General features: G+C 37.3%; 26 protein-coding genes and 1 tRNA gene. 16 read left to right on the forward strand and 11 right to left on the reverse strand.

Features of this window, described 5'->3' with window-relative positions; all coding sequences use genetic code 11:
• Positions 1-264 precede the first annotated feature (264 nt).
• Entirely contained in the window at positions 265-1,077 is an 813-nt protein-coding gene (gene pgeF, locus CLV62_RS01150) for a peptidoglycan editing factor PgeF (protein WP_110308946.1), read from the reverse strand.
• Positions 1,078-1,353: 276 nt separating this feature from the next.
• On the reverse strand, positions 1,354-1,665 hold the full coding sequence (locus tag CLV62_RS01155; protein WP_110308947.1) for a winged helix-turn-helix transcriptional regulator: 312 nt from the start codon (positions 1,663-1,665) through the stop codon (positions 1,354-1,356).
• A gap of 86 nt (positions 1,666-1,751) precedes the next feature.
• On the opposite strand from CLV62_RS01155, the gene CLV62_RS01160 reads away from it, so the two are divergent.
• Positions 1,752-2,234 (forward strand): nuclear transport factor 2 family protein, encoded by a 483-nt coding sequence (locus CLV62_RS01160; protein ID WP_110308948.1) that lies wholly within the window; start codon positions 1,752-1,754, stop codon positions 2,232-2,234.
• A 140-nt stretch (positions 2,235-2,374) separates the two neighbouring features.
• Here CLV62_RS01160 and obgE read toward each other — a convergent pair whose 3' ends face one another.
• The 4 genes from obgE to CLV62_RS01180 all read right to left on the reverse strand — a co-directional run bounded on the left by obgE (position 2,375) and on the right by CLV62_RS01180 (position 5,886).
• The gene (gene obgE, locus CLV62_RS01165; protein ID WP_110308949.1) at positions 2,375-3,568 is read right to left on the reverse strand and encodes a GTPase ObgE; all 1,194 of its coding nucleotides are present in this window, start codon (positions 3,566-3,568) and stop codon (positions 2,375-2,377) included.
• Between the two features lie 183 nt (positions 3,569-3,751).
• Entirely contained in the window at positions 3,752-4,333 is a 582-nt protein-coding gene (locus CLV62_RS01170; protein WP_110308950.1) for an adenylate kinase, read from the reverse strand.
• An 80-nt stretch (positions 4,334-4,413) separates the two neighbouring features.
• A complete protein-coding gene (hpt, locus tag CLV62_RS01175) occupies positions 4,414-4,947 on the reverse strand; it encodes a hypoxanthine phosphoribosyltransferase (RefSeq protein WP_110308951.1) in 534 nt (177 codons plus the stop codon).
• Positions 4,948-5,097: 150 nt separating this feature from the next.
• The gene (locus CLV62_RS01180) at positions 5,098-5,886 is read right to left on the reverse strand and encodes a hypothetical protein (protein ID WP_110308952.1); all 789 of its coding nucleotides are present in this window, start codon (positions 5,884-5,886) and stop codon (positions 5,098-5,100) included.
• A 427-nt stretch (positions 5,887-6,313) separates the two neighbouring features.
• On the opposite strand from CLV62_RS01180, the gene CLV62_RS01185 reads away from it, so the two are divergent.
• From CLV62_RS01185 to CLV62_RS01205, 5 genes are all read left to right on the forward strand, one after another.
• A complete protein-coding gene (locus CLV62_RS01185; protein WP_110308953.1) occupies positions 6,314-7,639 on the forward strand; it encodes a mechanosensitive ion channel family protein in 1,326 nt (441 codons plus the stop codon).
• A gap of 13 nt (positions 7,640-7,652) precedes the next feature.
• Complete coding sequence (locus CLV62_RS01190; RefSeq protein WP_110308954.1) at positions 7,653-8,102, forward strand: PepSY-like domain-containing protein; 450 nt, start codon at positions 7,653-7,655, stop codon at positions 8,100-8,102.
• A gap of 287 nt (positions 8,103-8,389) precedes the next feature.
• Positions 8,390-9,475: a DUF4831 family protein gene (locus CLV62_RS01195; protein WP_110308955.1), complete on the forward strand. Its 1,086-nt coding sequence runs from the start codon at positions 8,390-8,392 to the stop codon at positions 9,473-9,475.
• A gap of 17 nt (positions 9,476-9,492) precedes the next feature.
• Complete coding sequence (locus CLV62_RS01200; protein ID WP_110308956.1) at positions 9,493-10,011, forward strand: CYTH domain-containing protein; 519 nt, start codon at positions 9,493-9,495, stop codon at positions 10,009-10,011.
• Complete coding sequence (locus CLV62_RS01205) at positions 10,008-11,480, forward strand: hypothetical protein (protein ID WP_110308957.1); 1,473 nt, start codon at positions 10,008-10,010, stop codon at positions 11,478-11,480. Before CLV62_RS01200 ends, CLV62_RS01205 begins: the two co-directional genes overlap by 4 nt.
• Positions 11,481-11,502: 22 nt before the next feature.
• On the opposite strand, the gene CLV62_RS01210 is transcribed toward CLV62_RS01205, so the two are convergent.
• On the reverse strand, positions 11,503-12,402 hold the full coding sequence (locus CLV62_RS01210) for a hypothetical protein (protein WP_146212661.1): 900 nt from the start codon (positions 12,400-12,402) through the stop codon (positions 11,503-11,505).
• Between the two features lie 219 nt (positions 12,403-12,621).
• Between CLV62_RS01210 and queC the strand changes: the two genes are divergently transcribed.
• From queC to CLV62_RS01245, 7 genes are all read left to right on the forward strand, one after another.
• Positions 12,622-13,290: a 7-cyano-7-deazaguanine synthase QueC gene (gene queC, locus CLV62_RS01215; protein WP_110308959.1), complete on the forward strand. Its 669-nt coding sequence runs from the start codon at positions 12,622-12,624 to the stop codon at positions 13,288-13,290.
• 57 nt (positions 13,291-13,347) lie between these two features.
• The gene (locus tag CLV62_RS01220; protein WP_110308960.1) at positions 13,348-14,070 is read left to right on the forward strand and encodes a hypothetical protein; all 723 of its coding nucleotides are present in this window, start codon (positions 13,348-13,350) and stop codon (positions 14,068-14,070) included.
• 35 nt (positions 14,071-14,105) lie between these two features.
• A complete protein-coding gene (gene queF / locus CLV62_RS01225; protein ID WP_110309252.1) occupies positions 14,106-14,588 on the forward strand; it encodes a preQ(1) synthase in 483 nt (160 codons plus the stop codon).
• A 295-nt stretch (positions 14,589-14,883) separates the two neighbouring features.
• Positions 14,884-16,023: a tetratricopeptide repeat protein gene (locus CLV62_RS01230; RefSeq protein ID WP_110308961.1), complete on the forward strand. Its 1,140-nt coding sequence runs from the start codon at positions 14,884-14,886 to the stop codon at positions 16,021-16,023.
• Positions 16,024-16,059: 36 nt separating this feature from the next.
• On the forward strand, positions 16,060-16,311 hold the full coding sequence (locus CLV62_RS01235) for a hypothetical protein (protein ID WP_110308962.1): 252 nt from the start codon (positions 16,060-16,062) through the stop codon (positions 16,309-16,311).
• Between the two features lie 42 nt (positions 16,312-16,353).
• Positions 16,354-17,706 carry a tetratricopeptide repeat protein gene (locus CLV62_RS01240; protein ID WP_110308963.1) on the forward strand — a complete coding sequence of 451 codons (1,353 nt, stop codon included), beginning with the start codon at positions 16,354-16,356 and terminating at the stop codon, positions 17,704-17,706.
• Positions 17,707-17,954: 248 nt separating this feature from the next.
• A complete protein-coding gene (locus tag CLV62_RS01245; RefSeq protein WP_110308964.1) occupies positions 17,955-19,166 on the forward strand; it encodes a TlpA disulfide reductase family protein in 1,212 nt (403 codons plus the stop codon).
• 74 nt (positions 19,167-19,240) lie between these two features.
• On the opposite strand, the gene CLV62_RS01250 is transcribed toward CLV62_RS01245, so the two are convergent.
• Positions 19,241-19,726: a helix-turn-helix domain-containing protein gene (locus tag CLV62_RS01250; protein ID WP_110308965.1), complete on the reverse strand. Its 486-nt coding sequence runs from the start codon at positions 19,724-19,726 to the stop codon at positions 19,241-19,243.
• Between the two features lie 326 nt (positions 19,727-20,052).
• On the opposite strand from CLV62_RS01250, the gene CLV62_RS01255 reads away from it, so the two are divergent.
• Positions 20,053-20,520: a GNAT family N-acetyltransferase gene (locus CLV62_RS01255; RefSeq protein ID WP_110308966.1), complete on the forward strand. Its 468-nt coding sequence runs from the start codon at positions 20,053-20,055 to the stop codon at positions 20,518-20,520.
• 2 nt (positions 20,521-20,522) lie between these two features.
• On the opposite strand, the gene CLV62_RS01260 is transcribed toward CLV62_RS01255, so the two are convergent.
• The gene (locus tag CLV62_RS01260) at positions 20,523-22,286 is read right to left on the reverse strand and encodes a cellulase family glycosylhydrolase (protein WP_170119984.1); all 1,764 of its coding nucleotides are present in this window, start codon (positions 22,284-22,286) and stop codon (positions 20,523-20,525) included.
• Between the two features lie 192 nt (positions 22,287-22,478).
• Between CLV62_RS01260 and CLV62_RS01265 the strand changes: the two genes are divergently transcribed.
• Together CLV62_RS01265 and CLV62_RS01270 are read left to right on the forward strand one after the other, a co-directional pair.
• Positions 22,479-22,553: transfer RNA gene (locus CLV62_RS01265), tRNA-Pro, on the forward strand.
• A gap of 498 nt (positions 22,554-23,051) precedes the next feature.
• Positions 23,052-23,795 (forward strand): Ig-like domain-containing protein, encoded by a 744-nt coding sequence (locus tag CLV62_RS01270; protein WP_110308967.1) that lies wholly within the window; start codon positions 23,052-23,054, stop codon positions 23,793-23,795.
• A 61-nt stretch (positions 23,796-23,856) separates the two neighbouring features.
• Here CLV62_RS01270 and CLV62_RS01275 read toward each other — a convergent pair whose 3' ends face one another.
• Positions 23,857-24,660, reverse strand: a complete 804-nt coding sequence (locus CLV62_RS01275; protein ID WP_170119985.1) for an Ig-like domain-containing protein — start codon at positions 24,658-24,660, stop codon at positions 23,857-23,859.
• Between the two features lie 128 nt (positions 24,661-24,788).
• Positions 24,789-26,105, reverse strand: coding sequence for an HlyD family secretion protein (locus tag CLV62_RS01280; RefSeq protein ID WP_110309254.1), 1,317 nt, complete (start codon positions 26,103-26,105; stop codon positions 24,789-24,791).
• Positions 26,106-26,227 lie beyond the last annotated feature (122 nt).

Consider the following 26,227-nt stretch of genomic DNA (forward strand, 5'->3'; position numbering starts at 1 on the left):
ATATCCAAATAGACACCTTAGATTATTTAAATATATATCAAAGATAGTATAGTTTTGTGAAATTATAAATTTTCCCAAATAGAAATTAACCTTCACGATATTAAACAGTTCATATATCTTGACCTTATTAGTTACTGAATTGCGTAAAGTTTATCTTATAAAAAACTCAATACCTAACACAGTGCTCTATTATACAAATGGTTTAAAACAGAATACAAATACAGTATTATAGAAAAATAAGACACAAGAGCAAAAACCTCGATTTCAACTAATTATTACACCGCCTGTAATTAAACGTCCTGACTGAATGCCCTGTCTGCGAGCCGAAAAGAACTGGTCTCCATGAGCATAAGTACACATTCCGGCTACCTCAATACTCTCAAAAGGAATACCCGATTGCGTTAATAAAAGCTCATTTGCAAACCAAAGATCAACATGAAATTTAGTTGTATTAAAATCATAATAACCAATATCGTCAATTAAGAAGCCGGCTTTTACAAATTCTTCAACAACCTCAACACCTACTTCAAAATAATCAGGTGAGATAGAAGGAGCTATTCCCGCTACAAGTTTGGCTGGATCACTATTATAAGTGGCTTTCATAATAGTAACAACCTTAGACGCAAGTTTAGCAACCGTACCTCTCCATCCGGCATGTATGGCTGCCAATACTTTATTTTCAGGATCATATATAAGAATGGGCACACAATCGGCTGTACCTATTCCTATACAGATATTTTTCTGATTGGTTATTACAGCATCAATGCCATGTAACAATTGCATTTGTTCATCGTTGCCTTTAGACAAGAACTCGTTATCGATAATGCAAACATCATCGCCATGAGTCTGATATGGAAATATTAGATTCTCTGAAAATATATTTAACATCGACGCCAAACGCCTCCTGTTTTCTATCACATTATCCACATTATCACCCGAATATAACCCTAAATTGAAGGAGGTATAATTACCGTTACTGACCCCACCATCGATGGTGGTAGAGAAATGCAAAAGAGAGTCAAAAGAATTGAGACTCTCAAATTGCAATAAATTCGAATATAGCTTATGATCTATCATTTAAGTAATAGTAAATATTCATTGTTACATTTTACAGTTATAACTATCTCTCATTATTACACTTACCAAAGTAACAAATAGGTCTGAGACATTGATAAATAAAATATCACATTTCGTTTGTATACAAAACAGAACTTCTCAAGGCCAGTTTTCACCCAAACCCCATACATTACAAAACAAATATAATCATTCCTTGTTTTCAAAGTATCTCATATTTTCAGTTTTATAAACAAAAAATAAGAAACGCACCGAATACCAATAACCGCATCGGCATAGCTACGATATTATTTCGAGTTGACGAAAAACCGGCACTAATGACTTACTTTTTTCAGACAAATTATATTCTATATGCAAGGGCTTCAACTTAATCACAACTTTCTCCAGAAAGCCCTGTTCTTCCAGTTCTTTTAATGCCAAAGCGATCGATTGCTTGTTAGAACCTTCGATCTGTCGTAGCAATGAATTAAAACGAATAGGTCCCAAAAATGCCAGACGCAATATCTGCAGCTTCCACTTACCTGAGAGCATCTTTACAAGAACCTCCGCAGGACAGGCTTTATCATCTTCCATTTTATTATCTGTAGTCATATTTTTCTGACTAATTGACTGGCTTTTACACTTTATATAGCTTTGCAGTAAAGTTACAAATTAATAACAATCAAAACATTAAAATTATGTTGGTAAGATTAAAAAAAACAGCGATTATCGTTTTAGCGGCACTTAGTTTAACAGCCACAAACGCATATTCACAAAATACCTCTAAGGAAACAGATGTAGTAAACAATATGCTTAAAGCATTCGGAGCGGGAGACATGGAAGCTTTAAAAGCTACGATTTCAGACTCTTCCGTTTGGATTTACGAAGGAAGTAGCGACATTCCCTATACAGGAGTCTATAAGGGAAAAGAAGGAGCGGTTCAATTCATCACGGATATTGTATCGAATGTAGATGTTCTTGATTTTCAGGTAAAACAACTTCTCGCCCATGGTAATACTGTTGTTGTGCTTGGCTCCGAAAAACAAAAGATCAAAAAGAACGGGCAGATTCTTGAGCAAAACTGGGTACAGGTATATACTGTAGAGGGTGGATTGATCACCAAAATGGAAGAATTCGCAAATACTTCACACGCTGAAAAGCTGTTCAACACAAAAGAATAAACACCTATCACTTCCTACAATATCTCAACTTAACATTAGCAGAAATCTCTCTGCGATTTCTAAAAAAACGAGATAATAGTTTTAGCTATTATCTCGTTTTATATTTATAGACTGAGGTTTACCTATCAGTAGGCCCAGAATCATTTAACGGTATCGTCCTCTTCTCCTTCTCTGTAATAGAAGTCGGCATCAAAATCGGGATCTTCATCATCGTCCCAGTCTTCTTCGATATCCTCTTCTTCATCATCAAAGTCAAAATCATCGTCTTCATCATCCAATTCAATCGCTTTAATATCAAGTTTTCTATGAACAATAACATTGTCGGCAGCTTTAATATATTCACCGTCTTTATTAAGTTCAGACCAAAGTAAATCTTTTAGTTTTTGGAGATTTAAGCTTGTGAATGAAGATATAAAGACATGAGGAATATCGGGCAGATCGGCACTTAGAGCTTCGGTCAACTCCTCATCCAGCATATCCGCTTTAGAGATAGCCAACACACGACGCTTATCTAACAATTCGGGGTTATATTTTGCTAATTCATTCAACAAAATACGGTATTCTTCGTGAATATCATCTGCATCGGCTGCAATAAGGAAAAGCAACAACGAGTTACGCTCGATATGTCGTAAGAAGCGAAGTCCCAATCCTTTACCATCACTGGCTCCCTCTATAATACCGGGAATATCTGCCATCACAAACGAGCGATGATCACGATAACTTACAATACCCAGATTAGGTTCAAGCGTAGTAAATGCATAATTCGCGATCTTCGGTTTAGCGGTTGTCATTACAGACAAAAGTGTAGATTTTCCGGCATTCGGAAATCCAACCAATCCAACATCGGCAAGTACTTTCAGCTCCAATACAATACGGCGTTCCTGAAACGGTTCGCCCGGTTGTGCATAACGTGGAGCCTGATTGGTAGGAGTCTTAAAATGGTTATTACCACGACCTCCCTTACCACCTTTCAACAAGATTATCTCTTGTCCGTCTTCCGTAATATCGCACATATATTCGCCCGTCTCTGCATCATAGGCAACAGTTCCGCAAGGCACATCTATAATTACAGTTTCACCTTTTTTGCCGGAACATAATTTACCCGATCCGCCGCCACCGTGTCCGGCAAGCAGGTGTCGTTTAAATTTTAAGTGTAACAACGTCCAGTAGTTACGATTGCCTCGGAGAATTATGTGTCCTCCATCGCCACCGTCGCCACCGTCGGGACCTCCCATCGGTATGTATTTTTCACGTCGAAAGTGAGTAGAACCTCTTCCACCCTTTCCCGAGCGACAGTATATTTTTACGTAATCTACGAAATTTGTATCAGACATATTATCCTTTCTTCTAAGGTCTAAGACCTATTTATTACTTTGGCAAATATAAGTAAAACAAACATTTATATTGAAATAAAGTGGTATTAATTACTTACTGTTGCTTAAAACCCTGAAACCAAGAACCGAGTTTGACAATAGATTCAAAACTCAATTCCTGGCCTCAAAAATGTTATTTATATCTTAATTTACGCTATCAATCACAGTCGAAATACGAGCAAAAATATCTTCTACAGAACCAACTCCTTCTACAGAATACAATTTGCCGTCTTTCTCATAAAGCTCTTTAAGTGGTGTGGTTTGATTGTAATACACATCCAACCGAGCTTTTATAGTTTCATAATTATCATCGTTACGACCGGTAAGTTTACCTCTGTTCAAAAGGCGTTCGATCAGTTCTTCTTCGGGAACGTCAAGACTTACAACGGCTGATATTTTTTGTCCTCTTTTTTCTAACATTTCATTCAAAGCGACTCCTTGAGGAATGGTACGTGGAAATCCGTCAAAGATTACACCTTTACATTCTCCGCTTTTTGTCTTTTGATCGAATACGCTTGCCAGTATATCAATCATCAGTTCGTCGGGTATCAACTGACCTTTCGACATATAACTGTCAGCCAGCTTACCAAGATCGGTTCCGGCAGCTTTTTCGGCACGCAATACATCGCCTGTCGAAATGTGTGCCAGTTTATACTTCTCTATAAGATTTGTGCTTTGTGTGCCTTTTCCTGAGCCGGGAGCTCCAAAAATTACAATATTCAACATTACTCTTTGTTTATGGTTATCAGAAATCAGTTATCAGTCAACAATTATCAGTGTTGTTTACTTGTAACTTAATTACTTGTTTACTTAATTTTATAAATATCAGGCAAGTTACGACCATATCCGTCATAATCCAGACCAAAACCGACAATAAAATCGCTGGGTATTTCCAAGGCAACATAGTCGATTTTAACATCACATTTCAAAGCTTCGGGTTTGAACAGTAAAGTAGCTACTTTGATATCTTCGGGTTCGCCGCAAGCCAACTGATCTAATATGAGCGACATGGTATACCCTGTATCTACTATATCTTCGATAATCACCACAGTACGACCTTTTATATCTTCTTCAAGTCCGTAGATTTCTTTTATTTTACCCGACGATTTGGTTCCCTGATACGATGCCATACGCACAAACGAAATCTCGCTGGGTACGTTTACACGTTTCATCAATTCGGACGCAAACATAAAAGAGCCGTTCAACACACATACGAACAGTGGATCTTTACCATCCAGATCTTTATTCATCTGCTCTGCAATTCTGTCTACAGCCTGTAATATTTCTGTTTCTGAGATAAACAGTTCAAATTCCTTATCTCTTACCTTTACGCTTTTCATACTGTGAATGCTTAAAACTTTTAAGCTTACAAAAGTACTACAATTAGATGAATGATAGCAATAAGTGTTCCCTTTTTTTTCAGAGACACCTAATTTAGCCTCTATCAAACAAATGCTAAGGTAGAAGACGTATCTGAGATTACCTGATATTTAGTTGGATTTCTTCTTATAGAAAACAGGAGCTATGAAAGGAATAGTCTTCCACTTTCCGGTCATCGGATTAAGCTCTCTCATGACTCCTCCCTGAATACCGATTCTGTCGGTGAGTTTAAACTCTCCTCCGGCACCATAATGTGTTTGAGGCATCATCCATCCATTATCGCCCCCTACCTTATTTATATTGGCTCTGGCTGAATATTGCCCGAAAGCCAGAACGGCAAATCGATTGCTTAATTCATATCTTAAGGAAGAATTTACACCAAAATCGTAATTTATATCCATCAGGTGAAAATATCGGGTACCATATGTTCCTGCCGATCCCCTTAACCGATCGGAAAACTGATAGTTATAATTGATACCGATAAGGCTCATCGACCCCAATGAAGGATAAGTGGTATGTGAACTTGTGGTCGAAAGCCAGTCCCTGCCTGTGATTCTATAAGCAGCGTCGTATCTGTAATCATCAGCAAAAGGATTACCTATAGGATTCGCCAGATATTCATGCATCGGTCCTTGATATTTTTTATGAATCGCAATGCTTATATCTGAAGCTTCCGGTTGCCTATTTAAACTACTTTCCATATTTACCCTGTAGTTCAGGGAAGTATTTTCATCTAGTGGCGACCTCTTTTCCAAATCATTCGTACCCTGCTGTAACTTGTAATTTAACAGTTGCTCGTTTTTCTCCTTAATGAGTCTTAAACTATCATTTTCAGATACAGCCTGCCCGTTACATAGGCTGGAGAACAGCGTAAATATTGCAATCAGTTGTACTTTCATAATAATATTGCTTTAGTGAAAAGTTTGATAAGTCAAAATTAGTAAAAACAGTGAATTATGAATCCTCTTTTTCACCGGAACCATCAATTATAACATAAAGATAACATTGCTGTGAATTATCCGAACGGTAGCATAATACAATATCCGACTAATTAATAGTCACAAGTTGGCACCACCACTAAAAGAGAAAATCTTTTTATCACAGTAAAGATCAATTTCATCCTTCAATCTCTACACTTCGTCAAAACACATCGTTAAAAATCACTAAAAAAGTAGCAAAAAGCAATGTTTTAGACTTAACTTTGGAGTAATAAGCTGTAGGAAAAGCCCCATATGCCTGTCTTATTCAGGCAAAGACACAGGTTCGACCCTGCACCCGAACAATAAGAAGGTCTGAGACCTTAATTAATTAAAAGCCAGTTCTATTATGGATCATATTATTGAAGATTCGGAAATAAAAACTTCAGCAAATCTTGTAACAGACTTCATCCACGATTTGCTCGAAAGAATAGGAGTATCAGAAAGATGGATCGACTTCCTTAATCTGATAATCATGCTGGTTGCAGCCTTTATCATAGTGTATCTACTCCAAAAAGTAGTACGTATAGGACTTACCTATGCTTTCAAGAAGATAGAAAAAGTAACCGGTCTTTCGATTTTTAAACATGCGGAGAAAAACAGACTGCCTCACTTCTTAGCATTGGTGATACCGTATACCTTTATTATAAATACTGTACCCATTATATTTGCCAACTATCCAACATTTATAAAGCCTACGCTCAAAATTGCGGAAATATATATGGTATTTATGGTTATCTGGACTATTATGTCTATTGTAAAATCGATGGCAAATGTGCTGCAAGAGAAACCTGCATTCCATAACAAACCGATGAAAAGTTATCTGCAAGTAATTCAGATCATCTTTTATATTTTTGGAGCAGTAGCCATTTATTCGATACTCACAGGTAAATCGGCAACCGCATTTTTCACGGCAATGGGAGCAGCATCCGCAGTATTAATGCTGATGTTCAAAGATACTATCATGGGCTTTGTGAGCAGCATCCAGATATCGACCAATCAGATGGTAATGATCGGCGACTGGATTACCATGAACAAGTATGGTGCGGATGGCGATGTTATGGAAATAAATCTGACGACGGTAAAAGTCCGCAACTTCGACAAAACCATTACAACCATACCTACATACGCACTTATATCCGATTCGTTCCAGAACTGGAGAGGAATGCAAGACAGTGGAGGACGCCGTATAAAACGGGCATTTACCATTAAGCAAACCGATATACGACCTCTTACCGATAAGGAACTGGACGAATTTGAGAAAGTTACTCCATTGAGTTCTTATATAAAAAGTAAGCGTAAACAATATGCCAATCAGAACGAAGCTCTCAAGATAGATTCCGGTTCGATCCTTAAAGGGTTTCAGATAACCAATTGCGATTTGTTTATGCGTTATGCAACATGGTATTTGCGTAACAACCCCGAGATACATCAGGAGATGACACTCATCGTTCGCCAGTTGGCACCCTCTACACAGGGATTACCTATTGAGGTCTACGCTTTTACGAATACAACCGCATGGTCGGAATACGAACGTATTATGAGCGAAGTGTTTAATCACCTCATTTCAAGTGTAAGCATATTCGGACTGACTGTTTTTGAAGTAACTGCCGGAACGGATGGTTATGACGTAAAAATAGAACAGAGTCCAAAAGAAAATAAAATCACTAATTAAACATTTTACGAACATGAAAAAGATTCTTATTTTAGTAATGATGGCCGTAGCCTCATTTTCGACACAGGCAAAAGACATTTTACCTGAAAACGTCCCTGCTAAAGTGAAGTCATACGTTTCGAAACATTACTCGAAAGTAAACAGCATCGAGTGGGAAGATAAGTCAAAAAAGGGTTATTACGAAGCCGAATTCAGATACCAAGGCAGAGAAGTAGAATTGAAAATTGCCGATAATGGAACTCTGATAGCTTCGAAAGAGGATATTCTGATAAAAGATATTCCTTCTTTTGCGACCGATTACATCAAAAAAAATTACAAAGATGCACAGATTTTAGGTGCTAATAAAAAGTACGAAAACGGATCGACAACCTACTCGGTAGGCATAAAATTCGAAAACGACAGGGGTCGCGACCGTCACCGCAATATTGTATTTGACAACAAAGGCAATGTTATAAAAAGATAACAAGGCACCGAATCCTAAAATTCGGATAATAAAAGAGGGTGTACCAAAAGGCTAAATAGAACACAGATTACACCGAAATAACAGAAAAATACAGTTTTAATTTTTCAACTCCCTATTTATCAGAAATTTATAAAACACAAAATTCTGTGATGTCTGTGTATTCTGTGTGCTGAATCTCTTTTGACACACCCTCTTCCCTATCTTATGTACATATCGGCACCAAAAATATCGGAGCCTAAAATAATTTTATTAGATTTGTATTTCGTACAAAATCAGAAAATACAGATATGAAACGATATTATATAGGACTATTATCACTGCTATTAGCCGGTGCCTTACCTGCACAAAACACCGTAAAAATGAGTGCTGTAAAAAGCAACGATTTCGGGGTATCATACACTTTACCAAAAACTACGATAGTTATAAAAGCCGATGCGACCAAAACAACACGCAAGGCGGGCGACTTTTACGAATATGCGGAGCGATACCTCAACATTTCGAACCCGATCACTCAGGACGAAACCATATATACCATAAATGCTCTGACGGCAACCACAGGAGCAGTACCCGACAAAGAGAAAAGCTATCTGGTTGAATTCAGAAGCGGCACCACTGCCCCTTTTGTAACCCTCACCAAAGATGGTCTTATTTGTGCAATAAATGCCGATGCTCAATTTTCGCCTGTAGAGCAAGCCGCTAACACTGCTGCAGAAGAAGCAGCCAAAGCATTACCCAATCCCAATTCGTTTCTTTCGGAAGAAACTTTGCGTGCAGGTTCAAAAGCCAAGCAAGCAGAATTGATTTCAAAACAAATATTTCTGCTTCGCGAAACCCGAAACAATATCCTGACGGGCGAAGCTGACAATATGCCTCCCGATGGAAATGCCTACAAACTGGTAATGGAGCGTTTAGATTTACAGGAAAAAGCTTTAACTTCTATGTTTTCGGGAAACGAATCGGTAGAAAGTCTCAGCAAATCATATACGGTAATACCTACAACGAAGGATATCAGCAATCAGATAGTATTCCGATTCTCTAAAAAATTGGGTTTTGTAGAAAGCGAAAATATGGCAGGCGCTCCCGTAACCTTAACCCTTATCAACAAAGAACCTGCGGGCGAACCTCCCGTACTTAGTCCTAAAGACCAGAAGGCTTGGGACGACAAGTTTGCAAAAGGCATCATCTACAACATACCTGCCAAAGCTTCGATGAAGGTGGACTTTGACAATAAAACATGGGTAAATAAAGAAATAGACGTTGTACAATACGGCAAACAGGAAGTGCTTATTCCCAAAATGTTCGAAAACAACAAACAACCTGTCAAAGTAATATTCTTCCCCGAAATGGGAGCCATAAAACAAATTATACAGTAAGGATTACAGACCCTTTTATGGGTTTAAAAAATAAAAATTTCAATCACTTGGGTTCAGAAAATATCGAAATAGAGCGTAAATTTCTCATTGCAGGCGATTTTAAATCACATGCTTACAGATCCGACAGAGTTGTACAAGGCTACATGGCATCGAGTACAGGAGGCAGAAGTGTACGAATCCGCATAAAAGGCGACAAAGGCTACATTACCATAAAAGGCGGAAGCACCGATTCGGGGCTGAGCCGTTTCGAGTGGGAGAAGGAAATCTCGTTACAAGATGCAGAACAACTGTTGCAGTTATGCGACCCCGGAGTTATCGACAAGGTACGCTATCTCATCAAAGCAGGAAAACATACCTACGAGGTAGATGTATTTCATGGAGAGAACGAAGGTCTGGTGGTTGCCGAGATAGAGCTTGATTCGGAAGACGAACCTTTCGAAAAACCATCGTGGCTGGGAGAAGAAGTCACAGGAGACAAACGATACTACAATTCGCACTTAGTAAAAAGCCCCTATAAAACGTGGAAATCTGAATGATCGATATAAAGGTAAAGATACATGACAAGTTTTCTTTCGAATTCAAAATATCATTTATTGCCACCCGTAAATCGATAGAAAATGATATAAACGAATTCAGTATCAACACATGGATGTTTGTACCCAATAGTTTGGATATAAACCGATCTACCTATTCCAAAGAACAGTTTTATAAGGATACCCAGTCTAACGTCAGGCTCATCACCCCTATTTATGGGCTGAAAGATATTTATGCTTCGGAGAACAGCCCGTTGAGCAGACTCCAAAAAGCTTTCGAGAACCAAATAAACAACCCCGATTCGGAAGAGAACATATCAGACTATACCTTCCAGATCAAAATGTTTTCGGCTATATTCAAGAGTGCATCCCGAGACAGAGCTTATCATATAATAGAGGAAAAAGACGATAATAAAGTAGCCGAAATGGTGCGTGACTATATTCATGATATGACTGAAATAGCACGCCACTACCGCAAATTCGAAACGATAAAAGACGTACCTTCCATTAGCGAAGATTTGCAGCAGTACTTTTCGTTCGGTGATGATTTTATAGGCAACATTATCCAGCAACAATCTTTCAGGATAATGAGAGGGATCGAAAATCGATCCGCATATCAGAAAGTAAAAGCCCAGCTTCTGGATTTAATCAAATCGGAAAACGAATATAAACGAAAGAAAAACTATTCGTTACTCGACACTACCGATCCTTCGAACAATTATCTGGTAGTTATGCGAAGGGGAATACTTAAGAAATTCATCGAAAGCGATTTATTTCTTTACACCAAAAAGACCAAAGACGGAGCATTAGCCGAACAGTTTTATTATGGAATAGCGGCAGCTACTTCTATGATTTTTGCGACAGTAGTATCATTTTCGGCACAATTGCATTACGGTAATTTTACAACTCCCTTGTTTTTTGCACTGGTAATCAGCTACGTGTTTAAAGACCGTATCAAAGACCTGATGAGATACTATTTCAGTACTCAACTGGGCAAAAAATACTACGACACAAAACGTGAACTCGAAATACAGGACAAAAAAATAGGATGGACAAAGGAAGCATTCGACTTTGCCCCCGAATCGAAAGTGCCTGCCGAAATAATGAATATCCGCAAAAGGACGCCTCTCGTGGAAGCCGAAAACAGGATTTATAACGAGCAGATTATCCTCTATAAAAAACTGGTAAATCTGTCTTCATCCGCCATTAAAAGATACAAAGGTTATCAGTTTGCAGGCATAAACGATGTCACACGATTCAATCTTACCCACTTTATCCAGAAAATGGATAACGAGTACATACCCATCTATGTACCCGATGAACAGGATGGTTATATAAAAATGACCAGCGAGAAAGTATATGCCCTTCACTTCATACTCCGCTGTCAGGGACACGAGAACTTATACTTCCGCAAATTCCGCCTGCTTTTTAATCGGGGAGGTATAAAAGAGATTACCGAGATTTACGATTAAGGTCTCAAACCTCTTTATTACTTTAAGAAGAGGCAGCTTCTGTTTTTATACTCATTACCTCTTTCAACAATAGAGGCAGCGAATAATTATCTTTCACCTCAACATAATGCGTCAGTACACAACTCAGGTACTTGCCTCTCACTTTTTGTGTAATATAATATACAGCCAGCACATTACGTCCTCCCGACAGGAGTTTGGATGTATTTATTTTGTATGTTATCCGTTTGGCCAGAGTGGGAACGCCTTCGAAGATAACATTGAGATTCTCTTCATTCATTATTTTATATCTGCCCGAATTATTATTGTTGGCAATCTGAATCAACGTATTCAATTCCGCTTCTTTCTGAGTCTTAAAAACCGACCACCCCATCTGACCAAAACTCGCACAATGCACATTCTGCGGTGATACCCACTGACAGACATCTCCCAACATTATTTCCCGACCCGCAAAATCTATTTTTTCGGCAACCCAGCTATCCATCGTGTATTGTGCTAATTGCCTCGAAAAGACCGCATCCATAAAGGCCTTTTCTACTAAAGTATCTCTGCCGTTAGCCGATTGAAGAAGTACAACCATCATCCGGTTGTCTGTTTCGGGTAAGAGGTAGCATCGTTGAAAACCCTTTACTTCGGGTAAGCCTTTTACCGTTGTGCTGCTTTCTATTACCCAATTTTCCCATTTTATATTTTTATCTGAATATTCTCTTTCTATATTTTCCAGATTATACTTCTTTTTAATTTTTTGAATACCTTTTTTATCCAGAGAGGCTTTCTCTTTCTGAATGGTCATAATATATCCTTCCAATTCAAAAATCATATCGCCTTTCAGAGATAACCCTTGCATATCGCTCAAAATATCCTTTTGGGAATATCCCATCAGAGGAATAAGCAATAACAAGAAACATATTCGTATTTTACTCATATTTGAAGAAACAATAAATATCATATTCATTTTGTAGAAACAGAATACAATGATAGTTTATTTTCTTGAGACAAACCTTGTCCTATTTATAAAAGAGATTATCATCCTTTATTCTTTGTTTTGTATTATCCTCATCTATTTACTACTTTTACAGTCGAGAAGAATGGTTCTTCTCCGTGTAGCTTAGGAAATAACCACGTAAAAAACAAAGTAATTTAAATGAAATCAACAGAATCTGCGCTAGTCCTGTTTTCGGGTGGTCAGGACTCCACCACATGCCTCTTTTGGGCATTGAAACATTTTTCTTCCGTACGCACATTGTGCTTTACCTACGGACAACGTCATTCACAAGAAGTAGAAATTGCCGAAGGCATTGCCCAACGTGCAGGAGTACCTTTCCAGAAGTTGGATGCTTCGATCATCAGTCACTTATCGACTAATTCATTAACCGACAATACGGTGGTAATGGATAAAGAAAAGCCTGCCGATGCATATCCCAATACGTTTGTACCGGGACGTAATCTTTTGTTTCTGACCTTTGCGGCAGTTATTGCCCGCAGTCATGGTATCCGTCATATTGTAACGGGAGTTTCGGAAGCCGATTACAGCGGCTATCCCGATTGCAGGGACACCTTTATCATGTCGGCAAACACAAGTATCAATCTGGCAATGGACGAACATTTCCAAATACATACCCCCCTGATGTGGAGAGACAAAACAGCAGTATGGCAATTATCAGACCAGCTGGGTGTTTTCGACCTCATCAGAAACGAAACCCTTACCTGCTATAACGGAATACCTGCCGATGGTTGCGGCGAATGTCCGTCGTGCCAATTACGGAAACAAGGTTTAGAAAATTATTTAAAAATACGGAAACAAAATCACTGATTTTTATGTTTCTTTGAGGTCGAGGTCCCAGACCTTTTTATTAAAATATTTATATAAATGAAAAAAATTCTGCTCGCATTCGGTATATTCTGCTTCAGTATTACTGGTATGGCACAAAGTACTAAAACAGACCAAATATTCGATGCTCTGAATCTTAAATTTTCACCCAAAGCACTCGCAGATGCAAAACGCGATTACGATCTGGCTAATGATACCATCAAAGCGATCATGCTGAAAGTTTATTCGATGCCTATGAGCAGCAAAGCAGAACTCATACAAAACTATGAGGAAAGATCTGTCGAAATAGAAAATCTTAAGGACGAATTCAATCGCTCGATACCCAAAGATTTTATTGTATCTCTGGAGATAAGGACAAAGGGAGACCTTCTCCACACGGTGGAAGGGATAGACCTCCAAATCTTCAAGAAAGATCCGAAAGGCGAACTTAAACTGATCGATGGTGATTGGGATATTAAATACGATTCGGATGAATTATATACTCTTCTTAAAATTATAGGATGGGATCCGATGACATTCAGCGGTATCAAGAATATGATGCAAATGGCAAACTGCATATCGCTTCAAAACGGTGATCAGACCGAAGTAGGTTTTGCACGAAGCGGATTGGGTAAATATTCGTACCTGATTTTCCCGACTCCATTGTTGACCGTCCCTCAGATTAAGGACTTTAACGACGGATGTCAATACGTTTATTACAAAAAGAACGTGGTTTTAAAATACACAGGCGGAATGGCAGGCCCTCAATGCTTTACAGACTGATAACTGTTTACCCGCAACTCAATAAAAATAAAATTATGCAACAAGATAAACAATTGGAAAACCTTTCGCTATTGGGAGGTAAAACAGAATATAAAGATAATTATGCTCCCGAAGTACTGGAGGCATTCACCAATAAGCACCCCGAAAACGACTATTGGGTGGCGTTCAATTGCCCCGAATTTACAAGCCTCTGTCCTATCACAGGGCAACCCGATTTTGCAACGATACACATCAACTATATTCCTGAAATAAATATGGTGGAAAGCAAAAGCCTGAAGTTATACCTTTTCAGCTTTCGCAATCACGGAGCATTTCATGAAGATTGCATGAATATCATCATGAAAGACCTCATTAAGCTGATGGATCCCCGATACATTGAGGTGATCGGCGTATTTACTCCCCGAGGAGGTATAAGCATCTATCCGTATGCAAATTATGGTCGTCTCGGTACTCAATATGAGCAAATGGCCAAGACCCGTCTTTGGGACAGAAATCCTCAACAGGAATACACCCGATAAAAGACAAAGCATAACAACATCTCAGACCTATACTTGATTTTAATTATAAAAATATTATAAAAAAGGAGCATTTAACAAAGATGCTCCTTTTTTTATAATATTCATTCTCCTTCTCTGTTAAACAAGGCTCTTCGATACAGAGGAACGGATTATTTAACTTTACTTTATAAAACAGATTTAATACTTGTATAAACAATACTTAAGATTAGTCTCTAAAATTAAAACATTACAAACTCTGACTGTATAAGATTAACATACAATCATTATTTTTTGACGTATCAAAACTATTTTCTTTATGAAAATAACCGGCACACACCAACATTTACTATATCTACTGATCGGAATCACTCTGCTTTCGTGTCAGAACGATAAGTCGTTGGAACTGGTACGCAAAGCTCAGAATAGTTTGATTATGGAACAACCTGCTGTTGCACGTTATCTGCTTGCTTCTGTCTCAAATCCTGAAAATCTGGATGAATACAATCATATGTTATATATTGTGACCTATGTGGGAGCAAAATATGAAACTAAAGAGGACATTAGGAATGATACTCTGATTCTCGAAGCTCAAAAATATTTCAACAAAAAAGGAGATACCGGTGAGTCGACTCTCGCAAACTACTATGCAGCGCAAGTGTATGACGTTAATTCTAATTTCCCGAAAGCTTTAGAAGCTTATATGCATGCCGTTTATAATGCTAAAGAATCAGGTAATCACCTGATAGCGGGCAAAAGCCTTAATAATATCGGATATATTTATTTTGAACAGAATCTTTTCGACAGTGCTACAGTTAATTTTCGGAGAGCCTTGCTCCATTATGATAAAACAGAAAATGCAGATCAAAGAAAACTAAGAACATTTACGAATCTAGGTCGATCTTATGACTGTATAAAAAAGCCGGATAGTGCCTATTTGTATTTTAACAAAGCTCTGGATAATGCAGTTAAGACAAAAAACGAAAAATATCAGAGTTTTTCTTTACAAAATCTCGGAGTAGTTTGTTTTGATATGGAAGAGTACGACAAGGCCATCGGATACTTTCAGTCTGCACTGGCTATGGATGCTACGGATAATGTACAAACAAGGCAAATCCACCTCTGTGCACTCAGAATCTACAATAAAAAACAAGATTTAAAATCAGCAGAGCGATATGCAGAGTTGGTAACAGCAAACCTTGCAGAAGTAACATATATTTACACGATAAAAGAAATGTATGCTGCCCTGAGCGAATATTACGGGCAATCAGGTGACTATCAACAAGCCTTACATTATAGCGATTTGGAGAAAGCAACTAAAAAACAAATCGAACAGGAAACAAATACTTCGGCACTACTGGATGCTGACAAAAATTTCTACTTAACTCAAAAGAATAAAAAAATCGACCAATTACAGATATACAAACATTATATCCGCTATTTTGAAGAATTATTTTAAAAATCTAATATTTAAGAAAATAAAATTAGAACTAACATGAGAATTAAAACATTATTAATTGCAATTAGCTGCACAACATTATTATTTACATCCTGCGAAAAAGAAGAAATGCGTCAAGGAGGATTTGCCGGGGGAGGAAATGATATCGTAAATGTTCATTCAAGACCATTGGATAAAGAAGGAATATCCTTACCCGATGAAAAAGACACTACTGTCATCAGGGATAACGAAATAAGCTATAACGATAGCATATTACACAACTCCGCTAAACTTCCGGATATTAAATAACTTTATGCACATCTCTTTTTTGACACTTCAAACTTCTCCTTTATGAAATTACTTAAGCTACCCAAATATTTACTTTTCCTATTGATAGGCATCTCCTTATTTTCTTGTCAAGAAGACAAGTCTGAAGAGAAGTTATTGCATAAAGCGCAAAGTCGTTTGGCTATGGATAAATCTGATGTTGCGCTTGATTTACTGGCCTCTATCCAGAACCCTCAGAACATGGACAAATACAGTTATATGCAGTATATTGTAACCTCTGTAGGGGCAAAATATGAAGTTGGAGAAGACATGAAAAATGACACATTGATCTTTGAGGCGCAAAGATATTTTTCGAAAAAAGGAAATGTTCTCGATCGAACATTAGCTAATTTCTATGCAGCACAGTTATACAATGCGAATAATTTATATCCGCAAGCTTTGAAGTTATTCATGCAAACGATTCATGAAGCTAAAGAATCGGATGATAAAATACTTACAGGTCGCAGTTTTAATAACATCGGATATATTTATTATAAACAAGAACTTTTTGACAGTGCCATAGTAAACTATCAAAAAGCCTTATCGTATTATGACAAAATAGAAAATGCAGATCAAAGAAAATTGAAAACATTCACCAATATTGGCTTTGCATATAGTATTAAAAACGAGTTAGACAGTGCTTTCCTGTATTTTCAAAAAGGGTTAAATCTTGCAAAAAAAACAGACAATAAGTTAGAAGAAAGTCAACTTAATCAGAATTTAGGAATAACCTGCTATTACAAAGGAGAGTATCAAAAGGCTATCGAATACTTCCAATCTTCATTAGATATGGATATTACAAGTGTAGAACAAATCAGACAAATAAACCTCTATTTGCTAAACACTTACAACAAGAAACAAGATATAAAAGCAGCCAAGCAATATGCTGATTTCGTCATAAAAAACCTTCCCGAGGTTACCTACACCTACACTGTAAAAGAAATGTACGCCGCCCTTTCCGAATACTATAGGCAATCGGGCGATTACAAACAGGCATTGCAATATAGTGATTTGGAAAAAGTAACTAAAGAACAAATCGAGAAGGAAACCAATGCTCCTGCTTTACTGGAGGCTGACAAAGATTTCTATTTAGCACAAAAAGATAAAGAAGCCGGCCAACTGTACACACATATCTTTCTGTATTTGTCTATTGGAGCGATTCTTTTCTTTATTGTATTAATATTTGTATTCTTCGTTTGGAAGAACCACAAAAAGGACAAAGAAGAAATCAGATTACATGTTGAAAAATATGAAATACTAAGAGGTATGTTACATTCGGTAAATAGAAGATATCCAAACATCGAAGCCGAAATTAAAGCAATGTTGGAGGATAACGAAGAAGACGAAAAGGAAAATAACAGGTTGTTCAGTAATTAGGCTCGCAGAGCTGTTTATTGCTTTGGAAATACAATAACCAAAGCTGGTTATATTTGTAAAATGTATCACTAAATACGTTTAATTACTTAGTAATAATTGTAAAGCCCGAATTAGAAATTAATTATTCTATTCGGGCTTTCTGCATTTTTGGAATTGAAATACCATAAGTTAAATGATAATAACAGGAAAATTGTATATTTGAATTATCATCGATAAGATTTCGAAGATGAACCTTATGCTGTTTCATTATGATAAAATCTGTTTTACACTTCCTTCTTTTCATGCTAGTGCTAATGGGCGGAGTATCCTGTAATAAAACCCCATCAAACCACTTTATATTAAATGGTTATATAGAGGGTGCCGACAATACTGAAATTATCAGATTAAATTATATGTACTTGAAAGACAACAAATGGCATGAAATATCCGATAGTACAAAATTAATAGAAGGCAAATTCTCTTTTGAAGGGAATATGGATGAAGTAACGGGCGCATACTTAAGCATTGACCAGACTTCCGTTCAGATATATCTGGAACCTACAAAAATGAAACTGACAATCGACAAAAGCCGACCGTATACCTACGAACTCTCGGGGACAAGTGTAGAAAAAGAAAGTATTGAATTGCGAAATCTGCTATCCGATTATCTGATAATCTCTGACTCAACAGGAGATAGCATACAGGATATATTCAAACAGATTGACTTACATAACAATGAACCGGCTTTAGTAGACAGTCTGATGCAAAGGGCATATTATTTTAAGGATAAAGCCACCATTAATGCCCAAAAGTCAGACAGTATAAAGCTCGATTTTATAGTAAAGCATACTACATACCAAATAATACCTCATTTGCTGTATACACTTTCAAGAAATAATCTCATTAGTATTGATACTATAACCTCTATTTATAACAACTTACCCGAACACTCCAAAGTAACGTTATCAGGTAAATTAGCTTCAGCACAAATGAAGGAGACCCAATTATCATTGAATATAAAAGATCTTTCAACGGGTGAGACGGCTCCCGATTTTTCGAAGGAAAATATACAGGGTGAGACCATTAAACTATCCGATTTTAGAACTAAGAATTATGTCTTATTAGATTTCTGGGCGAGTTGGTGCGGTCCTTGTGTAAAACAAATTCCTCAACTAAAAAAAATACAGGATACGTATGCTGACAAAGGCTTGAAAATTATTGGAGTGTCTTTGGATGGCGATGAAAAAGAATGGCGTAACGCAGTCGAAAAACATCAGGTAGGAACATGGATTCAGGTTTCAGGTTATAGTGATCCGGATGATTATTTCAGTAAAGCAGGTGATATTTCTGTGATATATAATATAAAGGCTATTCCTGTATATATTTTAATCGATAAGCAGGGGAAAATTCTTAAAAAATGGCAACATATCGGTGACCAAGAACTTGAATTTATAGATAATATTCTAAAACAGGAGACGTAATAAACAGGCAAGAGAGATAAAAAATAAGGGTGCAAAAGATTGCACCCTTATTTAATTTCATCAGATTCAATCCGTTAAGACTTTTTGATATTTTTTAATTCCTGATTTTCTTTCTTGAGATCTTTCAACTGACCTTTCAGTTGAGCATTTTCAACCTCCGATTTCAATAATCTTTCGTATAGACTAATAAAATCGTCGTCATTAGTAATATTATAGTTTATCTGCTCTCCTTGAATTTGAGTTGTATTTTGAACATCTCTCGAATTTTCAGCTCCCGTTTGCGTTTGTGAATGAACAGGAGAATCATTTATAGTATTATTAGTTGCTCCCAGAGGCGAATGGTCTTCTTTGAGATAATCCATATCCACATTCAAAGCCAGTGCAACTTTTTCGAGTATTTCATCATCAATGGTCTGTTGCCTTTCGAGCTTCGATACTCTATCCTGCGAACAGTCCAGCATATCGGCAAGTGCAACCTGCGACATCTTGTTCCATGTTCTCACCATTCGTATATTATGTCCCTGATGTACGTTTGAGGCTTCCTCTGTTTGCGTCTTCATAAATGGTCTGTTTTTCTGCGGATTTATACTTTTTATTACTTTGGTAAGCAAAACAATAACTGATAGTTATGATTCTGAAATACGGGATTAAATCTTTTCTATTACTTAAAAACAAAGATACTAAATTAATTCATTTGCTTTAAATACCAATATCTTTTTTGGAAAAATCGACAACAGTGCGAAACCTTAACAGCCTTCGGTCAGATGGCACTATATTAAGAGAAGTATTTTTTCTCACAGGTATTTTTATAAAAAGAGAAGTATTCAAAAAAGAGAAAAAGCAGTAACTTAGTTCCTCTAAACAAAAACAATCAAGTTTATACCTCATGAATACTATTCGCATAGAATTATACGCCCCTGAATACAAAGACGATTTTGTCCGTCTTAATAAAGAATGGATTACTACCTACTTTCGCCTTGAAGAATCTGATTTACATACACTAAACCATGTTGAAGAATATATTTTGGATAACGGCGGACAAGTTTTCATAGCACTGGTTGATAACAGAGCCGTAGGTTGCTGTGCCCTGATAGCGCATCGCGAAACACAAACATTCGAAATGGCTAAGATGGCGGTCAGTCCGCAAGCTCAGGGATTGGGTTTAGGACGTAAATTAGGGGAAGCACTCATCTCATACGCCAAAGAAAAAGGTATTAAACAGCTTTTTCTCGAAGGAAATACCCTTCTCGAACCTTCCATGATTCTCTATCGTAAACTGGGTTTTAAGAAAGTGCCTGTAAGCAACTCAGCTTACCAACGATGCAATATTATGATGATGCTCGATATAGAGTAATCTTACCGCTTTATCTCAATTTTACTCATTTTGAAACCTCCATTTACGAAATGAACCTTAATGGTGTTGATTCCCTTTTTAAGGTTCACATTCTTCACCTCTAAAACATTCCAGTCGGTGGTACTATCAGAGGTTTTGAATAGTTGTGTCTTGCGTCCGTTAACCGTAAGATAAAGCATACCTGCTCCATCAACAGCCTTGGTGGAGATATTTATTTTACAATTACCCTGTTTTCTTACACTGATTGTATATTGCACCCATTCATCAGGTTCGATACTGAATATACAATATCCATTCGACAGGGCATCATCCGAAGGCATAATATCCACACCATCATTTCTATACACACGCCCTTTATTACCATACCCTTTTACACCCGTCGATACTCTATAATCGGCAGTATCTTTATCGAAATAAGCATAGCCGTTGCGACCTAAATCGAAATCGGAAGCATTGATTACCAGAGATGTTCGTTCTTTCAGTAAGTAATTATAAAAAGGTTTGGTTGCAGTTGTCTTTACCTGCCTGAACAGGGCATCTGTAAAATCTCTTTTGAAAAGAGTATTCTCCACTTTATAATAGTTCGCTAATTGCATCACCCCCTTATAGGCTTCGTCCTCAGAGGGTCTTGTGCCCTCCCCTTTCCAATACGCCTTGATCTTTTCGTATTCGGGATTAGTCGGTATTTCCATCACACAGTTGAATCCCATTTTCTTGTATGTCCACCAACACCACCCAATATCGTTATACTCGAACAACTTGATTGCATTGGTATGCCATGTATTCGAGTTTTCGCCCGATTCGCTCATCCACAAAGGTGCATTGTACTGCTTACGGTATTCAAGGAACTTGGCTATCGACTGATCATCGTTATGATTCCAATACTTGTGAAAGCTTATCACCATATTATCGTCCCAAAGTGGAAATATCCCGTTATAGTTATTGCCCCACGCATTGCCGGATATCACAACGAAGTGCTTCTGATCTACTTCCCGAATGGCTTTTGTAATATCCACATATAACTGACGCAAAGGTGCATTGAGCTGCTCCTTATTACCGTTCATATCCTCTGAGTCTTGAAAGCCCCAATTAGGTTCATTTAAGATATCATAACCCCCAATCCATTCTTCGTCTTTGTAACGTTCGGCAAGCTTACGCCACAACGCCACTGTTTTTGTTTTGTTTTGAGCGCTGTTCCACAATTTCACGTCCGAAGCATCGGATATCGCCAGATCGTTGCCCTGTCCGCCCGGAGCCGCATGTAAATCGAGTATCAGATAGATCTCATTGGCTTTACACCAACTGAGAATAGAGTCAGTAAGAAAAAAGCCGCTTTCGAGCCATGTGTTTTCGTTTTTCTTAGGCTCTTTTTCGATCGGAAGGGTATACAAATTATAGTGCATCGGTAAACGGATACTGTTAAATCCCCATTTGGCAAGCGAATCAATATCTGCTTTCTGAACACCGTTCCGTATCCATGCAGCATAAAATTCGGAGGTTTTCTCCTCTCCTATCAGATCCGAAATACGGCGTCTTATATCTGTCTGGTTTTTAGCAACTCCCGACAGTTGCAGCATATAAGGTTCCTGCAACACCCATCCGCCAAGCCCTATTCCGCGAAGAAGCACTTCACCGTTGTCATTTACAATCTTTGTTCCGTCGGTTCTCAGAAATCCTTTCGCTTGAATGGGACTTATCGAAAAAATAATGCACATCGAAAATAAAAGACACCACCGTGTATATTTGAAAATTATATTTTTAATCATATTGTCCTATTTTATTTAACCCTGTCTCATACAGAAACATAGAAAGGGTATAAGAATGTAATAAACCACATTAATGTTGATTGGGCATAGATGCTAAGCCGCTACCAAATAAGTATGTGATCATAAATTTTCTACTAAGTTAAAATAAAACTTGGAAATAATATATTATTGTAGTATTTTCGCATCCGATTTCGGGATGTAGCTCAGCCCGGTTAGAGTACACGTCTGGGGGGCGTGTGGTCGCACGTTCGAATCGTGTCATCCCGACTGAAATCAAAGCCTTTATAATTAGCAAATTAGCTATTATGAAGGCTTTCTTTATTCTCTATAAGATTGAAATTTAATCATGAAATGGAAGCTGCGAATATGGTGACAAATCGGGATTAATAATCAACTCAATTAAAGCAACTTAACTACAAAATTCATTAACATCTCGATTTGTAATTCTTTGTAATTATATCTTTTTATGAGTCCTTCGAATAAATTAAAGAAAACTCATCCTTATTCTCAGAATATTCGATGCTTTCAGTTTGCTCTATCCTATATCCTATCTAGTTAATAAACAATACAGGTCTAAATAAATTAAATTACATTTTGTTAAGTATTTTTCGGCTAACAGATTTTTTTTAAGAAAAAGATACCCAGATAAGTATGATTATCAAGTGTTAATCCGATAACAAGCAAAGCCCTGTCTCGGGTCGTTGTTTGTTATGTATGTTTTTTTCATAGCTTTGCACGGAATTTATTAATTGATAATTTATATTTATGAAAAAAAGTATTTTGTTGTTTTTAGCTTTTCCTCTATTTTTAGTTTCGTGTGGTTCGGATGACGATAACAATTCTATTACATTAAAAGAATCCGAAAAAAGCCTAAATAACACTCAAACCTATCAGATTGAAGCCACTTCTGATACTAAATTAAGCTATTTATCGGAAAACGAATATATAGCAAAAGTTTCTGAATCGGGACTGGTTACGGCTGGAAAAGTGGGTGAAGCTAATATCTTGGTAAGCGATGCCTCAAGCTCTAAAAAAGTGAAGATAACTGTTACTCCTAAAAGTACTCTGTATCCCGAACCTAATATTGAATTTGGAATATCTAAAAGTGATTTAATTAAAAAACTAGGTAAACCAGACACAGATACCAGCGATGGTATAGCTTATTCGAATTATTCGACCAATGCTCCCATAGCTCTGTATATATTTGATACTAATAATAAGCTTAAAAGTTCGGCTGTTATGGTGAAAACATCATTTGGCGTAGAATTAGAGAAGTTTCTCACTGAGAGATACGTACTTGCTAATGAATCGACTGATATGGCCGTATTTATAAATGCTTTGGCTATAAAAAAAGCTACAATGTTAATTGGTGTTCAGGTATATGAGTCAACATATTATATGACGTTATATACTCCCTACACAGATACTGTAAAATCAGCAACAGCTTCTACCTCAGCAAGCACTTCTGATACAGAATCATTTAAAAGATTATTGAAAACACTTAACTAAGTAACAATAAAACAATAAAGGCAGCCTGATCGCTGCCTTTATTGTTTTATTGTGTATCATATCATGTTTTTATATTTATAAAACCGCCATCAATAACAGCTGTATCAATGCCTGCCCCTTTGAATCCTTTTTCATGCAGAATTTGTCCGTTGTTCATATTTATATTAACCCACGCAGTTCCATATTCGGATAATGGCTCATCCGCCTCATCCGATTGTGTCTTCACCTTTAAAGATGCTTCATCATATCTTTTTCCTTGCCAGACTACAACAGCATCCGCTACAAAAGGCAATTCTTTATACTTATACATCATCAATTCTTGCGTAACGTGTACAGTCACCGTATTGAGCCACTTACTCTGAGCCACAACAACGCCTCCCAATTCTTCTGTTTTTTTAATATAATAGGCAGAGATAGACAAATCGCTATTATCGATGGGGATATTTCGTTTCTTTCTTCTTTCTATTGCTTTTGGTGAAAGGAATTCTTCGGGCTTATTTATTGAGAAAGAGGATGTGCCTTTATCTCTTAAAGTCAATCGGAATTTATAGTTATTATCATCGGAAACCACAACCTTACATTTTGCAGCACCTTTTCCATTACGTAGAGTTCCTGTAATCTCAGTTTCTCCGGCTGCCACACCTGTCACAATTCCTGCTTTGTCTACAGTAGCAATTCTCTCATCACCGGTACTCCAGTCTACCTCAGCAGCTCTCCAGTCTACATCGCCAACTTTAAGAGTCAACCTATATCCTATGAATGTGCTTTTAGGGATAGTTATAGAAGAGGGGTCGATTGTAACAACTGACTCAACTTCGGGTTCGGGTGTATCATCACTACACGCCGGAAAAAGAGATGTAAACAAAAGTAGTATTGCGAACTATGTATTTGTGTTCAAAGTTATAAACATTATACTATAGCTCCAATTACAAATCAGTTAACTAATTAAAAACTAAAATCATAACAAAGATCTGCAATCCTGAATTATATTACTTACTCCATGCCTTCCTTCCATATTTTGCGCAAAGGCATAAAGAAACGTTCCAATAACGACATATCTTCGGTTATTATATCTGCCTGAGCTTCCATTTCGGGCAGATAAGGCAGTTCTTTTTTATAGGTGGTTTTCAGCCCGTCGGGCAAGTCTATTTCAACTACATAATTGTTTTTGTCTTCGGCATTCTGAGAAGGAATAGTCGATATGCTTCTTACAAAGCCTTTAACCATACCAAACTCATTGTCGGGAAAACTGGGAAAACGAATATTTACACTTTGTCCCGGTTTTACTTTACCCGAACGTGTCATTGCCATAGAAGCCTTTCCTATTAATTTACCTGATTTATCGGGTATGACATTAAAGACATTTTCTCCGGCTACCACATTCTGATTTTCAGTCCAATAGTTTGTAAAAGTAACTTTTCCGTCGATCGGTGTAACGAATACATAATTCTGCTCCCATACCTGAATTTCGGTCAATAGCTGAGCCATATATGTTTTTAGTTGTGCTTCGAGTGTATTCTTTTTATCGATATATTGATACTCGGTATCCAAGAGGCTTTCTTGCATTCTTGCAATTTCTATTTGAGTATTCTGCAAAGTACCATTCATGTTTTCGAGTGACAGATACCCTTGCAGGTATTTATTTTTTGTAGCCTCTAAATCCTCCTGAGAGATGACTCCTCTTTTATTCAGTATCGAATCTCTTGAATATTGGCTTCTGCCGAGCTTCATCTGCTCGTCCACAATATTCTTTTGATGAAGCAGCTGTTTGTAATACTCCTGATACTGAGCGATCCGCTCCCTCATAAAATCAATTTTCTGGATGTAATAATTCAAACGCTTAAATTCGTGGTATTCGAATGAGGTTATATAAAAAGACGAGTACAGGGATTGCATACTACCCAGATTCAAATCTTTGGGAGGTATAGATATAATCGCACTGTCGATATTTACATTCAGGTGAAACAGGTAGTCTTTAAGCTTGAGGATATCTTGGGTCTTGGCAGGATTCTCGATGACCGCCAGATAGTCTCCTGTTTTTACGATCTGCTCGTCTGTGATATTCAATTCTTTTAATTTACCCGACGTTTTAGCTACGATTGGCGCCTGAGGTGTTGTGCCTGTAAGAACCATAGTGGTAACCACAGTATCGGGATATTTAAATACAGCACTTCCTACAAGGATAATCAGTACAATGACAGCTACAACTGTTATCCCCCTACGTAATATCCAGGAGGGTACGCTACCCAGTACTTCCTGAAACTCTTCGCTTCTTAATTCTATTTCTTTTTCTATCTCTTTTTCTTGCATATACATAATTATTAAGAAACAAGAAGTATCTGATAAGGTCTTAGACCTTTTTATTGCTTTGGTAAGCATAACAACAATAGTCTGTTATAATCCGAAAGTATATCATTAAATACTTTCATTTA

Origin of the sequence: Indolivaga alginatilytica, from assembly GCF_003201355.1 — a bacterium.
Lineage (GTDB): Bacteria > Bacteroidota > Bacteroidia > Bacteroidales > Dysgonomonadaceae > Dysgonomonas_A > Dysgonomonas_A alginatilytica.

Coding starts and splice junctions, on each gene's coding strand:
- CLV62_RS01210 (WP_146212661.1), bottom strand. CDS start 12,402: ATGAGTAAAATACGAATATGTTTCTTGTTATTGCTTATTCCTCTGATG.
- CLV62_RS01230 (WP_110308961.1), top strand. CDS start 14,884: ATGAAAATAACCGGCACACACCAACATTTACTATATCTACTGATCGGA.
- queC (WP_110308959.1), top strand. CDS start 12,622: ATGAAATCAACAGAATCTGCGCTAGTCCTGTTTTCGGGTGGTCAGGAC.
- CLV62_RS01255 (WP_110308966.1), top strand. CDS start 20,053: ATGAATACTATTCGCATAGAATTATACGCCCCTGAATACAAAGACGAT.
- CLV62_RS01220 (WP_110308960.1), top strand. CDS start 13,348: ATGAAAAAAATTCTGCTCGCATTCGGTATATTCTGCTTCAGTATTACT.
- CLV62_RS01180 (WP_110308952.1), bottom strand. CDS start 5,886: ATGAAAGTACAACTGATTGCAATATTTACGCTGTTCTCCAGCCTATGT.
- CLV62_RS01170 (WP_110308950.1), bottom strand. CDS start 4,333: ATGTTGAATATTGTAATTTTTGGAGCTCCCGGCTCAGGAAAAGGCACA.
- obgE (WP_110308949.1), bottom strand. CDS start 3,568: ATGTCTGATACAAATTTCGTAGATTACGTAAAAATATACTGTCGCTCG.
- CLV62_RS01160 (WP_110308948.1), top strand. CDS start 1,752: ATGTTGGTAAGATTAAAAAAAACAGCGATTATCGTTTTAGCGGCACTT.
- CLV62_RS01200 (WP_110308956.1), top strand. CDS start 9,493: ATGGGTTTAAAAAATAAAAATTTCAATCACTTGGGTTCAGAAAATATC.
- queF (WP_110309252.1), top strand. CDS start 14,106: ATGCAACAAGATAAACAATTGGAAAACCTTTCGCTATTGGGAGGTAAA.
- CLV62_RS01260 (WP_170119984.1), bottom strand. CDS start 22,286: ATGATTAAAAATATAATTTTCAAATATACACGGTGGTGTCTTTTATTT.
- hpt (WP_110308951.1), bottom strand. CDS start 4,947: ATGAAAAGCGTAAAGGTAAGAGATAAGGAATTTGAACTGTTTATCTCA.
- CLV62_RS01250 (WP_110308965.1), bottom strand. CDS start 19,726: ATGAAGACGCAAACAGAGGAAGCCTCAAACGTACATCAGGGACATAAT.
- CLV62_RS01190 (WP_110308954.1), top strand. CDS start 7,653: ATGAAAAAGATTCTTATTTTAGTAATGATGGCCGTAGCCTCATTTTCG.
- CLV62_RS01235 (WP_110308962.1), top strand. CDS start 16,060: ATGAGAATTAAAACATTATTAATTGCAATTAGCTGCACAACATTATTA.
- CLV62_RS01240 (WP_110308963.1), top strand. CDS start 16,354: ATGAAATTACTTAAGCTACCCAAATATTTACTTTTCCTATTGATAGGC.
- CLV62_RS01205 (WP_110308957.1), top strand. CDS start 10,008: ATGATCGATATAAAGGTAAAGATACATGACAAGTTTTCTTTCGAATTC.
- CLV62_RS01185 (WP_110308953.1), top strand. CDS start 6,314: ATGGATCATATTATTGAAGATTCGGAAATAAAAACTTCAGCAAATCTT.
- CLV62_RS01245 (WP_110308964.1), top strand. CDS start 17,955: ATGATAAAATCTGTTTTACACTTCCTTCTTTTCATGCTAGTGCTAATG.
- CLV62_RS01280 (WP_110309254.1), bottom strand. CDS start 26,105: ATGCAAGAAAAAGAGATAGAAAAAGAAATAGAATTAAGAAGCGAAGAG.
- CLV62_RS01155 (WP_110308947.1), bottom strand. CDS start 1,665: ATGACTACAGATAATAAAATGGAAGATGATAAAGCCTGTCCTGCGGAG.
- CLV62_RS01195 (WP_110308955.1), top strand. CDS start 8,390: ATGAAACGATATTATATAGGACTATTATCACTGCTATTAGCCGGTGCC.
- pgeF (WP_110308946.1), bottom strand. CDS start 1,077: ATGATAGATCATAAGCTATATTCGAATTTATTGCAATTTGAGAGTCTC.
- CLV62_RS01270 (WP_110308967.1), top strand. CDS start 23,052: ATGAAAAAAAGTATTTTGTTGTTTTTAGCTTTTCCTCTATTTTTAGTT.